This is a genomic window from Salinirubrum litoreum, assembly GCF_020567425.1.
Taxonomy (GTDB): Archaea; Halobacteriota; Halobacteria; order Halobacteriales; family Haloferacaceae; genus Salinirubrum; species Salinirubrum litoreum.
The window spans coordinates 322,338-336,336 of record NZ_JAJCVJ010000003.1 but is presented as its reverse complement, the minus strand read 5'-3'; the positions used below and the strand labels follow the sequence as shown (position 1 = coordinate 336,336).

Annotated in this window: 12 protein-coding genes and 1 pseudogene; 6 read left to right on the top strand and 7 right to left on the bottom strand. The window is 65.5% G+C overall.

Annotation, left to right across the window (positions count from 1 at the left end):
- Positions 1 to 15: 15 nt before the first annotated feature.
- Both LI337_RS17445 and LI337_RS17440 read right to left on the bottom strand, forming a co-directional pair.
- Complete coding sequence (locus LI337_RS17445; RefSeq protein ID WP_227231423.1) at positions 16 to 567, bottom strand: DUF7342 family protein; 552 nt, start codon at positions 565 to 567, stop codon at positions 16 to 18.
- A gap of 554 nt (positions 568 to 1,121) precedes the next feature.
- Complete coding sequence (locus LI337_RS17440) at positions 1,122 to 2,984, bottom strand: formate/nitrite transporter family protein (protein WP_227231197.1); 1,863 nt, start codon at positions 2,982 to 2,984, stop codon at positions 1,122 to 1,124.
- 247 nt (positions 2,985 to 3,231) lie between these two features.
- Between LI337_RS17440 and LI337_RS17435 the strand changes: the two genes are divergently transcribed.
- A complete protein-coding gene (locus LI337_RS17435) occupies positions 3,232 to 4,761 on the top strand; it encodes a glutamate-cysteine ligase family protein (RefSeq protein WP_227231196.1) in 1,530 nt (509 codons plus the stop codon).
- An 83-nt stretch (positions 4,762 to 4,844) separates the two neighbouring features.
- Here the strand turns inward: LI337_RS17435 and LI337_RS17430 are convergent, their stop codons facing one another.
- The gene (locus LI337_RS17430; RefSeq protein ID WP_227231195.1) at positions 4,845 to 5,486 is read right to left on the bottom strand and encodes a hypothetical protein; all 642 of its coding nucleotides are present in this window, start codon (positions 5,484 to 5,486) and stop codon (positions 4,845 to 4,847) included.
- 258 nt (positions 5,487 to 5,744) lie between these two features.
- On the opposite strand from LI337_RS17430, the gene LI337_RS17425 reads away from it, so the two are divergent.
- The 4 genes and pseudogenes from LI337_RS17425 to LI337_RS17415 all read left to right on the top strand — a co-directional run bounded on the left by LI337_RS17425 (position 5,745) and on the right by LI337_RS17415 (position 8,450).
- The gene (locus LI337_RS17425; protein ID WP_227231194.1) at positions 5,745 to 6,611 is read left to right on the top strand and encodes a hypothetical protein; all 867 of its coding nucleotides are present in this window, start codon (positions 5,745 to 5,747) and stop codon (positions 6,609 to 6,611) included.
- Positions 6,612 to 6,712: 101 nt separating this feature from the next.
- The gene (locus LI337_RS17420; RefSeq protein WP_227231193.1) at positions 6,713 to 7,162 is read left to right on the top strand and encodes an SRPBCC family protein; all 450 of its coding nucleotides are present in this window, start codon (positions 6,713 to 6,715) and stop codon (positions 7,160 to 7,162) included.
- Between the two features lie 141 nt (positions 7,163 to 7,303).
- Positions 7,304 to 7,416: pseudogene (locus tag LI337_RS20325) on the top strand (DHH family phosphoesterase); the annotation flags it as partial.
- 194 nt (positions 7,417 to 7,610) lie between these two features.
- A complete protein-coding gene (locus tag LI337_RS17415; RefSeq protein ID WP_227231192.1) occupies positions 7,611 to 8,450 on the top strand; it encodes an ABC transporter permease in 840 nt (279 codons plus the stop codon).
- 42 nt (positions 8,451 to 8,492) lie between these two features.
- Here LI337_RS17415 and LI337_RS17410 read toward each other — a convergent pair whose 3' ends face one another.
- The 3 genes from LI337_RS17410 to LI337_RS17400 all read right to left on the bottom strand — a co-directional run bounded on the left by LI337_RS17410 (position 8,493) and on the right by LI337_RS17400 (position 11,611).
- Positions 8,493 to 9,305, bottom strand: a complete 813-nt coding sequence (locus LI337_RS17410) for an ABC transporter permease subunit (protein ID WP_227231191.1) — start codon at positions 9,303 to 9,305, stop codon at positions 8,493 to 8,495.
- Positions 9,302 to 10,228: an ABC transporter ATP-binding protein gene (locus tag LI337_RS17405; protein WP_227231422.1), complete on the bottom strand. Its 927-nt coding sequence runs from the start codon at positions 10,226 to 10,228 to the stop codon at positions 9,302 to 9,304. Before LI337_RS17405 ends, LI337_RS17410 begins: the two co-directional genes overlap by 4 nt.
- A gap of 450 nt (positions 10,229 to 10,678) precedes the next feature.
- Positions 10,679 to 11,611, bottom strand: coding sequence for a glycoside hydrolase family protein (locus LI337_RS17400; RefSeq protein WP_227231190.1), 933 nt, complete (start codon positions 11,609 to 11,611; stop codon positions 10,679 to 10,681).
- 113 nt (positions 11,612 to 11,724) lie between these two features.
- On the opposite strand from LI337_RS17400, the gene LI337_RS17395 reads away from it, so the two are divergent.
- On the top strand, positions 11,725 to 12,786 hold the full coding sequence (locus LI337_RS17395; protein WP_227231189.1) for a TrmB family transcriptional regulator: 1,062 nt from the start codon (positions 11,725 to 11,727) through the stop codon (positions 12,784 to 12,786).
- A gap of 7 nt (positions 12,787 to 12,793) precedes the next feature.
- Here LI337_RS17395 and LI337_RS17390 read toward each other — a convergent pair whose 3' ends face one another.
- The gene (locus tag LI337_RS17390) at positions 12,794 to 13,969 is read right to left on the bottom strand and encodes an ABC transporter ATP-binding protein (RefSeq protein WP_227231188.1); all 1,176 of its coding nucleotides are present in this window, start codon (positions 13,967 to 13,969) and stop codon (positions 12,794 to 12,796) included.
- Between the last annotated feature and the right edge of the window lie 30 nt (positions 13,970 to 13,999).

The window sequence follows — 13,999 nt, the reverse complement described above, 5'->3', positions numbered from 1 at the left end:
TGTGAGAGAGGAGAATTAGCTCGTGGCGCGGTCAGCCACGTCGGTCAGCTGCTCGCGGGCGGCTTCGACATCGGAGTAGAGTTCCAGTGCGTGCTTGATGAGGCGGCGATCCTCCTCGTTCTCGCGCCAGAACGCGATGACGTCTCGGCGTTCGCGAAGCTCGGCACTTGTGAGGTCGCCGTCCGCGAGAGACTGTTCGAGCTCCTCCCATGTCTCGACATTGTAGGTCGCCTGCCACTCCTCGATCTCTTCGGTAATCGCGGCCAATTCGTTCCGCAACTCCTCGCGCGTATTCTCTTCGATGAGTGTGCGGATCTCCTCGAAGAGCAGACGCGTGTAGTCCGGCTGGTAACGTGTCGTCTCGCCGGCCTCAACGCGGCGCAGCTGCCCCTGATCGACGAGATCCTGTAGTTCATCGTTGGTCGTACTCCAGGCGGCGTCGGCGTGCTCGCTGATCCAATTAACCGACCGGGGTTCACGAAGCGTCTCGGCGACGGCTCGAATACGGTCGCGGGCGCTCATCGACTCAGTCCACGATTGGACTCCATCTCGCGGAGATTCGGACATGCTGGGCACCTCTATCAACAGTGTTCGCACTACACTCTCAAATATGTTTGTGTCTTTGTTTATAATCAAGAAGAAGTCGTGAGCAGGGCCGATGGCTGACTGAAACAAATACGGTCACAGTAGCTATCTAGACGGCGTCCATTCGGTCTCTCCTCGATACACGGACTGGGATGAAGTAGGGCCTCTACACCTTGCGCTCTCCGTAGTGAGTGATTGCATCCATACTACGATGGATCTGAGAATCACCGAGACTTCGGGGGGATCATGCCGGTCTTGCCGACCGCTTCCCCCGTCCGTTGCGACCGGATCGACCACTTCAACGGTGAGGTTCGTGACGCCCTCTATGCTCTCCACGCGAACCGTGAAGTCAGTCGGTTGATGTTTTCCTCCAGTTCCGCGATGCGTACCTTTCGCTGGGTGACCGACTCGCCGCCGACGACGTCGTACCCCAGACAGCCACTCGGGCCCGCGAACCCGGCGACAGCCAGGAACTCACGTCGCTCCTCACGTGACGCTCGGCAGGTAGCCAGTCGAATCTGCGCGCCCCGACTGGCTCACTCGTCGGTCGTGTCCCCGTCGACCGTCTCGAGACTGTCACGGAACGCGAGCGCGGGGCGGCGGTCCCGGGTCGGCGTCCCGAACAGTCGATCGCGGATCGACCGTGGAGAGGGGCGTTCTGCCAGCAACACCGAACAGTCGACGTCCGTGGCCACGTCCAGGTGGAGCGAGTCGTGGACCAGTCGGGAGAGCAGGCCCTCCTCGGTCGCCCCGAGCATGAGCATCGTGTTGTCCCCGGCCCGCTGGACGATTGCCCCCTCTACGTCCCCCACGACGACCGTCGTCTCCACGTCGTCCAGGCCGTGCTGGTCGGCCCAGTCGCGGAGGAACGCCTCGCCCGCGCCGACGTCGCTCTCCTCTGCGACGACGTGGAGCAGTTCGACCTCGGCGTTCGCAACCTGCTGGAGTGCGCGTGCGACTTCGGCGTTCAGGTCGGAGTCGGGGCCTCCGGCCGTCGGCAGCAGGATCCGTGACGGGTCGAGGCCGCGATCGTTGATCACCAGGAAGTCACAGGGGAGCCGGTTCGTCAGTTCGGCGAGAGGCCGTTCCGCACGCGCGGAACTCCACAGCCCCTCCCGATCCCAGCCCATCACCACCAGATCTGGACTGGTGCGCCGGGCGACCGTGAACACCTCCTCGAACGAGCGCGGCGTGACGACGGTCGACGTCTCCACGGCCACGTCGTGCTGCTGACCGATCGTCCGGGCGTTCTCCAAGAGCCGCTCTGACTCCTGTTTGAGCCGTGCCTGCTGTCGGCTGTCGGCGTCGGGCGACCAGCGCCGGGGTGCCTGAACCACGTGGACGACGTGGACTTTCCCCTTCTTGCGACTGCTGGCGAGTTGGCAGGCGAGGCGAACCACCTCGCTCTCGGTCCGGGGGTTGGCGATCGGGACGAGGATCCGGTAGGTGTCCGGATCGCGGACGATCTCTTCGACGGTGTCGATCACCGGGACGTACGAGCGGCCGGCCAGCGGCCCCGCGATCCACTCGCGGACGGAGAGTCGACGGACGTTCCGGAAGCGGTCGATCTCCAGCCGCCGGTCGGAGGTCTGGTAGTAGTTGACCACGGTCACGAGCACCACGCCGCCGACCGTGTTCCCGAGCAGCACCGGTAGCACGAACCCGCCCAGCGCCGGGACCGGGTCGACCCCGGTGGTGAGCGCCAGGTACACCACCTCGGTGAACGAGACGACCACGTGGAACAGGTTCCCCATCGGGATGGCGAGGAACGCGAGGTAGACGACCAGCAACCGCGAGACCGTATCGCGGGCCGAGAAGTTGACCCAGACGACGCCGGCGACGATCAACCCCGCGAAGGCGGCCTTGACGAACAGATCGGGTGCGGGGGTGGCGATCCCCTTCTCCGCGAAGCCGACGGCCGTGCGTGCTGCCGCCTCGTCGAACACGCCGCCGTACGCGAGCGCCACCGCACCCAGCCCACCGCCGACGAAGTTCCCGGCCAACACGATGAGCCAGTGGCGGAAGAGGGTGGGGATCGAGACCAGTCGTTCGAGCGTCAGCGCCACCGGCGGGAGCGTGTTCTCCGTGTAGAGCTGGTAGCCGCCGACGATGATGTAGACGAACCCCAGCGGATACAGGAGGACGCCGACGAACTTGGAGTCCGTCGTGGCCGTGACGGAGGCGTACACCAGGAAGGTGATCGTGATCGCGAAGCCCGCCGCGAGCGCGCTGAAGAACAGCTCTCGCCCCCCGGAGGTGACCTCGTGGTCGGCGTCTGCGACCACCCGCTGGTAGACCTGGTCGGTCGACAACTGATCCGCGAGGACGTCGTCACCGTGCGTCTGGTTCGTCTCGTCGCTCGTGGGGCCTGTTGGTCCTGCGGAGTCCTGACCGGGCATCTCCGTCCCTCGGTCTCGTTGGGAGTCTCAAGTATCTTGCTGGTCCGAGACGGTCCGGGACGGTCTCCCTGCTCGCACGGTCACGCCCGTCTCGGACGACGACGATCAGCGACGACTTCGACCTGTGGTAGCCGAACGACGACTCTAGCGAGTCGGATCCAGCCCTGTCGGATGGTGGCCGTGAGGTCCCGCGCGCCGTCTGTACCCCCGTCGGGGAATGAATTATTAGGGCCCGTTCGCATGAATCGTGCTAATAGTTGACAACCCTGTCGACGAACTGGTGACCTCGCAGGGGATCGACTACGAGGCGTTCGAGCGACGCGTCCGCGAGGAGGCCGCCGTCGTCGTGGACCACCTCGAGGCCGGGACGTTCGACAACCCCCAGTCGACCATCGGACTGGAACACGAGTTCTACGCCGCCGACAGCGAGACCGGGGCGATCCGCCGACTCGATCGGTCACTCATGGACTTTCTCGGCTTCGAGCAGGAACTGGGCCTGCACAACGCCGAGGTGACGACGGGCGTCCACCCGTGTACGGCCGCCGGCTTCGACGCCATCGCGGCGGAACTCGACGGGAAGGTGACCGCGACCGGGGAGTGGGCCGCAGACCACGGCGTCCAACTGGTCAGCGACGGGATGTGGACGATCGGGCCGGACGACCACTCGACGCCGTCGTATCTCTTCGAGGCGACACACGAGAACGGCCTGACGCTGGCAATCAACGTCAGCAACGCCGTGCGGTACCACGGGTTCGCGAGCAGCGAGCGGGCGCTCGCCACCGAGATCGACGTGCCCGGCGTCACCCTGAGTGCGGACAACTCCGGCCCGGTGAGCCTGACGACGTCGATCCAGCCGCACTACCAGGTCGAGCGGGCGGCGACGCTCCCCCGACACTTCAACTACGCACTCCGCATCGCCGGCCCACTGTTAGCACTCGGGGTCAACTCGCCGCTGTTTCCGCCTGAGTTGTACGAGGAGACCGACCGCGCGACCGTTCTCGAAGACGGGTGGGTCGAGAACCGTGTCCCCGTGTACGAACAGATGATGAACCCAGTCGACGGCCCGCCGAAGGTACGCTTCCCGGCGGACCTCGATGGACTGACCGACGCGGTCGACCGCATCGTCGAGGACTACCTCATCGTCCCGGCGTCCATCGAGGCCGGCCAGCGGTTCGACGACGCGTTCGTCCACCTGAGACACAAACACGGGAGTTACTGGCGCTGGGTCCGGCCGGTGTTCGACGGCGCCTCCGAGTCCGACGCCAACGCCCGACTGGAGTTCCGGCCGCTGCCGGGACAGCCGACCCTCGGGGACGCGATGGCGTTCCTCGCCGCTTTCGCGGGGCTGATGACGGCGCTCCCGGCCACGGACCACCCGGCCGCGGACCTCTCGTGGGACCGCGCCGAGGAGAACTTCTACGCCGCCGCCCGGGACGGGCTGGACGCCGACATCCGCTGGATCACCGCCGACGGCGAGCGGACGGACGACCTCACTCGCTGTCTGGACGACGTCCTCGACGTGGCGAGTGAGGGACTCCGCCGGCGCGGGCTCGAGTCGGAGCGAGCCGCGGCGTGGCTCGAACCGCTCCGGGACCGGGTCCGGCGGGGACGCACACCGGCGGGGTGGAAGCGGGCACAGACGGCGACGCGACTCGACGCGGGGGCCTCGCTGACGGAGGCGATCCACGGGGCGCAGCGTGCGTACCTCGCCCACCAGCGTGAGACGTTCTTCGACGGCTCCTTCGCGACGTGGCCGGACGCGACGCGGGAGTTGTGAGGGGTCGTTCGTCGGCGCCTCACCCCGACCAGATACTACCCCGTCGTCGCTTCACTTTGCCCCGCCACACGCTCGTCGTCGCGTCACCGCGGCGTAATCTCGACGCTGAGGTCGTCGACGAAGTGCGTCGCGTCACCCTCCCAGATCACGGCCGTCCCAACCGCCACGTACAGCGTGTCGGTCGTCAGTTCGGGAGTGGTCCACTCGAAGCGGTACTCGCGCCAGCCGTCTGCGAGCCAGAGTGGCTCGCGCAGGCCCCCGTAGGGCGTCTCGCCGAGCTGGCTCGTGTTCACGCCCGGCTGGGGGAAGTCCTCCTCGACCGACGGCGGCTCGGGACCGAGTCGCATCACGGCGTCGCGGAGCGTGTTGAACGACTCCGACTCGCTCCAGAGCTGTGCCGTGACCCTGGCACGATAGGCTCGCCCGGACTCGACGGACACGGGGTGGACGCCCCAGGTCACCCCGTCGTCGTAGTCGCCCTCGTTCCAGATGCGGAGGGACCGCTCGCCGTCGGCCGCTTGCGCGTCGGAGACGTCGAGTTCCCACTCGAACTCCGCGAGGTCGACCTCCGGCCCGATGGCCGCACCCGACTCCCAGTCGCCGAGCCCCGCCTCGAAGCTCTCGCGGAACGCCGGGCCGTCGAGCCTGCCGGTACAGCCAGCGACACCCACTGTGCCCAGCATACCCAGCGTGCCGAGGCCGCGGAGCAGCGCTCTGCGGTGCATGGGTGTCGGTATCTACGAAGAAGCAAAGCGTTGCGGGTGGGCTCCCGTGCGAGCGGTCAGACCGGTTCGGAGAGTCGGACACGCGCCCGCCCCGTGAAGTCCCAGGGGCGGTACCGGACGAGCAGCAGGACCGCCACGCTGGCGACGAGCAGGGCGTCGGTGTCGTCGCTCGATCCCCCGTACCACCGCCGCAGTCCCGTTTCTCACCCCGTGAGAGCCGAGACCCGGGTATATCGCCCCGCCTGTTGTACTATTGTCATGAAAGCGCTCCGGACACTGGGACTCCTGCTGGTCGCCGCAGTGCTCGTCGTGGTGGCCGCGTACGCCGCGTTCGGTGTGATCCTTTACTCGTTCGACCAGGCGACCTACACCGCGAACACGACCGCAGTCTACGACTACGACGAGGTGCTGACGACGGCCGAATCGTCCGGCTACGCCGTCGAGAGGGTCGATTCGGTTGGCTTCCACCCCGATGGAGTCACCGCGCTCGACGCGGCACTGGGTGACGACTACGAGGTCACCCGTGTCGTGTTCCACCACGAGAGCGGGGTCGAGTTACACCTGACCGTCGCCGACGGGGACCGCACCGAACTGGTGGTCTACGGGCGCGAGTACACCCCGGTCGACTCCGACCGCCTCCCACCGGCCTGGCTGACCGACCGGCTCCAACTCGCCCTCGGGGTCGACCGTGCGACCGCCGAGGGGTACGTCGATGAGCTGCGATCACGGGCCGCCGACGGCGAGACGCCACAGACGTACGCCGACGAGCGACTCCGCCTCGCGCCGGTGTACGCAGCGTTCGAGGCCGAGGGGTCACCCATCGTCCGGACGAGCGGCGACGGGCAGGGCGGCGTCGTCTACCAGTACACCACCGACGGCGCGGACGCCGGCGAACTCTGGTTCGTCGTCGGGCGGGCAGAACTGACCGACCGCGACGGCCGGTGGACGTACGTCCTGAACGTCGACCGCGCGGGCACAATAGGGGTGACCGTCCACGGACCTCCCGGTGCCGAACGCGCCGAAGGAGACCTCCGCGAGTCGATCCGCGACCGGTTCGCGGCGCTGGGCATCCCCCCGGACGCCGCCGCCGACCTGACGTTCGAGTACGACGGGAGCGTCTGGTGACGACAGGTCGTCCAGTTGTCGGCCCTCGGTGACCGTGTGAACGACTGTCGATGACAACGCCTACGGGGCGAGGCTGCGTAGGGTGAGGGGAGGTACCAACCATGCTCGAAGTCGAAGAGACGGTACGGATCGACGCGCCGGTAGCTGAGGTGTTCGAGTACATGGATCGCCCGGAGAACCAACCCGAGATCACGCCCAGTCTCACCCACTCGGAGACGCTGGAGGAACTGTCGAACGGCGGGAAGCGAGTGGCCTACACCTACACGATGGCCGGTATCGACCTCGACGGGGAGATCGAAGCGGTCGAGTACGACCCCGAGGCGCACATCCTGTGGGAGATGTCCGGCGACCTGTCGGGTGAGATCGAGTGGACGTTCACGGCGGACGGCGACGAGACGGTCGTCACCTACGTCGGGCGCTACGAGATCCCGATTCCGGTGCTCGACGCCGTCGTCAAACCGTTCGTCAGGCGATACAACGAGCGGGAACTCCGGACGACTCTGGAGAACCTCAAGACGCGCGTCGAGGCGGGCGCGGCCGCCTCGGCGTAGCGGTCGATTCCGGTCGGGCGACGGCCTCCACCGCGTGGTCAGGCCGTAGAATCTTCTCACCGTCCGTCGAAGGGACGACAGAGCCACGATCCCCGCCCTCGACGCGCTGTCGGCCCTCATCGAGAGCGGCGACGAACTGTCATCGTCTGCCACTACACCCGGACCCGGACTGTCTGGCGACTGCGTTCCCACTGGCTCGCATCGCCGCACACCAGGACGTCGACGAGCGGCGGATCGTCTACAGCGGTGACATCCTTCCCACCCTGAACAGCGGAGCTCTCTCCTCGACTCCCCGTAACCCCGACGGTGGCTCGTCTCGGCTGTGAACCTCTCTTTCGGGGGCAGGCCGCAGGTCTACAGTTCTGAACTTCTCTATCCACATTTTCGATCGGCCACTGCTGCGTGTCAACCGAAAATCACAACTTGGTTACGTATAAACGGGAAATTGATGAGTCTCAGAGCTGTCGCCAAAAAGGAATTCACGGATTCGATCCGGTCGTACTCGCTTATCACCCTCATCGGTGTGTTCACCCTATTTGCCGGCGGTCTCGCTCTCATTCAGCACGTCCCGCCGACGTACCTGACTGGTGAGTACGACACCAGTACGTTGGCACTGCTCAACAGCATGCGACAGCCAACCGTCTTCTTCGTTCCGATGATCGGACTCGCCGTCGGATACGGTGCGATAGCGAACGAGCGACAGACGGGCAGCCTCAGACTACTGCTGAGCTTACCGAACTCACGGGCGGATGTCGTCTTTGGGAAGTTCATCGGCCAGACGCTGGTCGTGCTCGTGTCGATCGGAATCGGGTATGCGGTTGCTGGCACGATCGCACTCGCAACCTACGAGACGTTCGATGTCCGCATCTTTGGAATCTACACTGGACTCACCGCCCTCTACGGAACGATGTATATCGCTCTCGCGATCGGCATCTCCTCGATCCTGGAATCGAAGGAGAAGGCACTGGTCGGTGCGAGTGCTGCGTATCTTCTGTTCATCATCGGATGGGACATCTTGCTGCTCTTCTTACAACTGGCGGTCTATGGACCGCAGGTGCCCGACGGGGGGCTCCCCGACTGGTTCAAGTTCATCGGACTGGCGAATCCGTCGACCTCGTTCATGTATGCTGTCCGGACTGTCATCCCGGCGTACAGAGAGCTCACGTTCTATCCCGACTCGACTGCGGTGTACATGCAAGAATGGGTCGGGTTCCCGCTGTTGCTTCTCTGGGGGCTCGTTCCTCTCGGCATCGGGTATTACCGCTTTCGGACTGCGCACCTCTCGTAGCCGCTCCACGAATGTAGTGTCCCCGTATTACCCCGTGAACTGTCACGATATCTCTGCACCCTCGAACCGTTTCACGCCGAGCAAGACCGGAAGAACGAGCCAAGAGAGCAAGACGAGTGCGGGAACTACCCACTCGTGCCACGGCGACGAGACCTGTCCCCCGGTACCGAGTACCAGCGAGGCGAGTCGTGAGAACGCGAGAACGGGATTGACCGCGTTTAAGATTACGGTGAATGGTTCTGCGATCGCTGAGGCACCCATCGCCGAGACGAGACTCACAAGTGTCTGTACGACGCCCTGCCAGAGGACCGCGAACAGGAGTACCGAACCGAGCGCAGTAGCGACGACCATTGTTTCCGACTCGATTCCCGCCGACAGCCCAACACTGATCGCGACGAAGGTCGCCTGTAACACGAGCGCCAGCGCAATCACCAACGCGTACTCCAGCCCGCTAATCGACCCCTCGAACAGCGCCGAAGCGAGATACCCACACATCGCCCCGAGGGTTGCCGTCGTCGACACGAGCACGATACGACTGGTGAGTTTTCCCACCACGAGGTCGACCCGAGCGTGAGGCAACGACAGCAGAAGCCGGATGGTTCCACTCACGCGCTCACCGATGATCGTCCGATAGCCGAGCAGGATGCCGACGACGGGGAACAACAGCCCCAATGGGTGTACGAGCGCCCCAGTAAACCCCGGACTCACTGGGACGACACCTGGAAGCTGCCCTAACGAGACGAAGATGGCAGCCGCGCCTGTGAAAAAGAAGACGTACGCGGCGCCCAACCCCAGCAGGCGCCACGACCGACCTGTCTCCCGGAGGTCGACTTTCGCGACGACTCGGATGCTCACGCCGAGCGCCCCTCGGGTTCGGTGTAGGCGGTGAATAGCTCCTCCAAGGATTTTTCCTCCGTCGAGAAGTCTCTCACCTCGGCTCCAGTCGACTCCAGCGCTTGCAACACAGCGGTCTTCGACCCTCCGTCCAGGGTGACAGTTAACTCCCGGCGTTCGGTCTGCACGTCTGAGACACCGTCGAGTGTCTCGACGGCTGTGACACAGTCGTCGGTGACGGAATCGAGACTGACCGTCAAGACGTCACCCGTGTCGACCGTCTGCCGCAGCCCCTGAATCGAATCTTCGGCGATCAGACTCCCGGCCCGAAGGATGCCGACCCGGTCGCAGACGGCTTCGACCTGACTGAGGATGTGACTCGAGAAGAACACCGTCGTTCCGCGGTCGTTCTCTTCGAGGATGATCTCACGCATCTCCTTTGCACCATTCGGGTCGAGTCCGCTCGACGGCTCATCGAGAATCAAGAGATCTGGCTCTCCGACCAGTGCCATCCCGAAGACGAGGCGCTGGGTCATCCCCTTCGAATACGTTCCCGCCTTCCGGTCGGCCGCCTCCCGGATTCCGACTCGGTCTAACAGTCGATCGTACTCTGGCGTCGCACCCTTCGACTCCGCAGCGACTTCGAGATGCTCCCGTCCGGTGAGACGGCCATACACTTGATATCCTTCGGGGAGCACGCCGAGATGCTGCCGGAGCGTCGTCGACTCGGTCTGGGTCCCGTATCCGAGGACGGTCGCCTGTCCATCGGTCGGGGGCAGAAACCCCAGCAGAATGTTGATTGCGGTAGACTTTCCGGCACCGTTCGGACCCAGAAAGCCGTAGATCTCTCCTTCTTCTACAGTCAGGTCGAGATCGTGAAGCGCAGTGACGTCCCCGAACTGCTTCGAGATGCTGTCGAACTCGATTGCGGGAGTGGAGGGCATTTGTGCTGCGTCTCTCGTCGAGATTTTAATTACTTGTCGATCGAGAAGGCAAAGGATCTGACACTCCTCTACGGTTCCGACGACATCTCGAGGAAGGAGCATTCGCTGAGGAGGGAATCATCGCCCAGAGTCGCTCATCCGGGCCACTGTGCTCTCTGAGCTTCGGTGCCCTCCGCTCGTTCAGCCCGTTGTTGGTAGTGTCGGTGTGCTCATCGGTGGACTCCTCCTCCAGACCTCGATCGCGACAGGCGCCGATTGGTTCGGGTTACCGTTTCTCGGCACGGCGACTCCCAGCCAGACCGCACAGAGTGACCACACGACGAGGTAGTCCTCGACGAGTTCGGACGCGCACATTGCGTGGGCTGTGACTCCTCGTGGACGACGTCGTTTCACGGCGTCGGTGTGACGAGACAGTGGCACCGGGTGAGGCGGCCGCCGTCGGGACGGGGTTCACGGTGGGTCGGTGCGCAGGTGACGCAACTCGAACGACTCGTCCGGGCGCGCCACCTCGGCGAAGAGTTCCCACTCGTCGTCGTGTCGCAGGACATCGAGATACCGGCAGGTCGCAAAGGAGTCGACACCGGTCGCGCGGTCGGCGACCGGGGACTCGTACACCGGCCCGTCCGGGGACGTGTCGGTGACGCGCCTGAGATCTGGCGAGACGGCCATCCCCGTCCGGAGGTTCCACGTCCGGCCGTGGTCGGCCACGCCGCTCCCGTCGTAGAACACCAGCCACACCGGGGCGTCGGTGGCCGGGACGACCGTCGACACGCGGACGTGGTGGTCGTGCCAGTAGGCGCGGTCGACGACCGGGTTGTCCAAGTGTTTCGTCCACGTCTCCCCGTCGACGCTGGTGGCGAGGTGCGCCTGTTCGGACAGTCCGTCCGCGCCGGCGTAGAACATGACGTACTGTCCGCCGACGACGTCGACGACGGGGTCCTTGACCGTTCCGCCGTCGGTGGTTCCCGGTGTCGGTGCGAGGACGGTGTGTGCGGTCGTCGGATCGAACGTCTCCGGGTCGGCGACGTCACCGAGTTTCTGGATGACCCAGTCGTTCCCGCCCCGGTCGACGGGAAGGTAACACTGGAGGTCGCCGGTTCGCGGGTTCGTACAGAGTGCGGCACGTTCGACACTGACGACGCCGAGGTCGTCGGCGGTGATCCGCGCACACTCCGAGAGCGACGCCGGGCCGTCGTACTCGTACACCGTGACCGCGTGGCCGCGCTCCTCGGGGGTCCGCCACCGGACGGCGAGGTACGTCTGGTCTCCGTGCCGGTGGACACACGGCGCGCCGACCCAGTGTCCCTGTCCACTGCCCGGCGGCGAGAGCACCGTCGTCGCGTCCGCAAACGAGGCGTCCGGGGGGCGTCCGTACGTAGACATAAAGACAACCACGATTCGTGGTTTTATATAGGTGCGGGCCGACACAGTGGACGTGCACGCGGAGAGAGTATGAGCAGACGACGCCGAACGCGGAGTGACGACGACACCGACCGATGACCGATCCAGCACTCACGAGTCAACTACAGGACCTCGGCCTCACGACGTACCAGTCCCAGGCGTACGTCGCGGCGGTCGAAGCGGGACAGGCGCGGCCGAACGACCTGGTAGAACTGTCGGACGTTCCACAGGGACGTATCTACGACGTACTCGCCGACCTCGAGTCGATGGGGTTGGTCGAACTCCGGTCCGGGAGTCGCGGGAAAGTCGTGATGGCACCGAGACCCGAGACGGTGCTCGAGGACCTGCGCGAGCGGCGAGTCACGGCGCTGAACTCACAGATCGAGTCGGTCACCGAAGGGCTCGCGGAACTGTACGACGAGACGGCGACGGATCAGGGTGAAGACGGCTACGTGACGATGGCCCGTCGTCGGGAGACGGCAGTCCGCCACATCGAGCGAGCGATCAAGCGTGCGGAGTGCTGGCTCGTCGTCGCCGTGCCCGCCGACCTCTACGAACGAATCGCCGACGAGGTCACAGACGCCATCGAGCGGGGTGTGACGGTCAGACTGCTGATCAGTGGGGTCGCCGAGCCTCCGGATCTCACCTATCCGGCGGACGTCCCGGTGCGGTTTCGCAGTGCGGCAGACACGGTCGTCGCGGCGGATCGGCGCTACGGTATCTACGGGAGCGGGCACCCCCGCGCGACGAACCGGTCGTACCTCATCACCCAGGAGGCGACGCTCGTACACCTGCTCCAGAACTTCGTCCAGACCGTCTGGGAGACCTCCGCCGAGGTGCAGGACGCCGCCACGCTCCCGCGCAGATATCTCGACCCCCGGCGGCTGATCGTCGACCTGAGAGACGAACTCGACGAGGGCAGACAGTTCACCGTCAGTGTCGACGGCCACTGGACGGACTCACAGGCCGCGGTGGCGCTCGATGGCCGGATCGTCGACTACGAGATCAGCGGCCCGGTGGAGACGGACTTCGGGATCGCGCCGCCGACCATCGCGTCACTGACCGTCGACACTGGAGACGGCCGAGTGACGGTCGGTGGATGGCGCGCGACGGTCGAAGACGTCGCCGCATCGTCACTCCGCCTCGGACGCGACTGACGACCGCCTACCGTGACGCACCCGGCCGTCGCTCCCGCGCGTCCGCCCCGGTCGACAGGGCGTCGCCGGTCGCAGGATCGAACAGATAGAGATCCTCCGGCGCGACGTGCACCGACACTCGTTCTCCGGGCGAGAACTCGACGTCCGGACCGACGACCGCCGTCAACGCCTCGTCCCCGACCGCGAAGTGGACGAAGTTGTCGTTGCCCTGGTACTCGGTCACCGTGACCGTCCCGGGGAACCCGGTGGTCTCCGTCTCGGCCGCCCCGGCCGTCTCCGGGCCGGACGCCGTCAGCGAGAGCGACTCCGGACGCATCCCGGCGATCACCTCGTCGCCGGGCGTGACACCGCGCGTCGACGCCGGGACCGTGCCGAGCGACACCGCCGCATCGCCCGCGTATCGGAGCCCCTGCGCCGAGGGACCACCGTCGACGACGACCGCCGGTAGCTGGTTCATCGGCGGGTTGCCGAGGAAGTCCGCGACGAACCGGTTCGTCGGCGAGGCGTACACCTCCTCGGGGGGACCGACCTGCTGGAGGCGACCGCCGTCGAGGACGACGACACGGTCGGCCATCGTCATCGCCTCTTTCTGGTCGTGGGTGACGTACACCGTCGTGATGTCCAGTCTCGACTGTAGCTGCTGGAGTTCGGTCCGCATCTCCGAGCGAAGCTTCGCGTCGAGACTGGCAAGCGGTTCGTCGAGCAGGAAGACGTCGGGTTCACGGACCATCGCTCGGCCGAGCGCGACACGCTGTTTCTGCCCGCCCGAGAGGTCCGAGACGTCCCGCGCCAGGAGGTCCTCGATGCCGAACATGGTCGCCATCTCTTCGACCCGGTCACGACGCTCGCTCGCCGACAGACTCGTCGAGTGTTTCAGCCCGTACGCCATGTTCTCGCGGACCGACATCGTCGTGTACAGCCCGTAGTCCTGAAACACCATCGCGATGGAGCGGTCGCTCGGGTGCAGGTCGGTCACGTCCCGGCCGTCGATCGAGATCCGACCGTCCGTCACCGTCTCCAGACCGGCGATCATCCGGAGCGTGGTCGTCTTGCCACACCCCGAGGGGCCGAGCAGGACCACGAGTTCGTCCTCGACGGTCAGCGAGAGGTCGTCGACGGCCACCTCGGTTCCCTGTGTGTCGTCGTAGCGCTTCGTGACGTCCGTGAGTGTCAGTTCAACCATCGTCGAGCCTCCCGCTGTCGCCGTCGAAGT

Bases quoted from the DNA above. Each gene is read 5' to 3' on its own strand.
- LI337_RS17445 (WP_227231423.1), bottom strand. From the start codon at position 567: ATGTCCGAATCTCCGCGAGATGGAGTCCAATCGTGGACTGAGTCGATG.
- LI337_RS17440 (WP_227231197.1), bottom strand. From the start codon at position 2,984: ATGCCCGGTCAGGACTCCGCAGGACCAACAGGCCCCACGAGCGACGAG.
- LI337_RS17430 (WP_227231195.1), bottom strand. From the start codon at position 5,486: ATGCACCGCAGAGCGCTGCTCCGCGGCCTCGGCACGCTGGGTATGCTG.
- LI337_RS17425 (WP_227231194.1), top strand. From the start codon at position 5,745: ATGAAAGCGCTCCGGACACTGGGACTCCTGCTGGTCGCCGCAGTGCTC.
- LI337_RS17420 (WP_227231193.1), top strand. From the start codon at position 6,713: ATGCTCGAAGTCGAAGAGACGGTACGGATCGACGCGCCGGTAGCTGAG.
- LI337_RS17415 (WP_227231192.1), top strand. From the start codon at position 7,611: ATGAGTCTCAGAGCTGTCGCCAAAAAGGAATTCACGGATTCGATCCGG.
- LI337_RS17405 (WP_227231422.1), bottom strand. From the start codon at position 10,228: ATGCCCTCCACTCCCGCAATCGAGTTCGACAGCATCTCGAAGCAGTTC.
- LI337_RS17400 (WP_227231190.1), bottom strand. From the start codon at position 11,611: ATGTCTACGTACGGACGCCCCCCGGACGCCTCGTTTGCGGACGCGACG.
- LI337_RS17395 (WP_227231189.1), top strand. From the start codon at position 11,725: ATGACCGATCCAGCACTCACGAGTCAACTACAGGACCTCGGCCTCACG.
- LI337_RS17390 (WP_227231188.1), bottom strand. From the start codon at position 13,969: ATGGTTGAACTGACACTCACGGACGTCACGAAGCGCTACGACGACACA.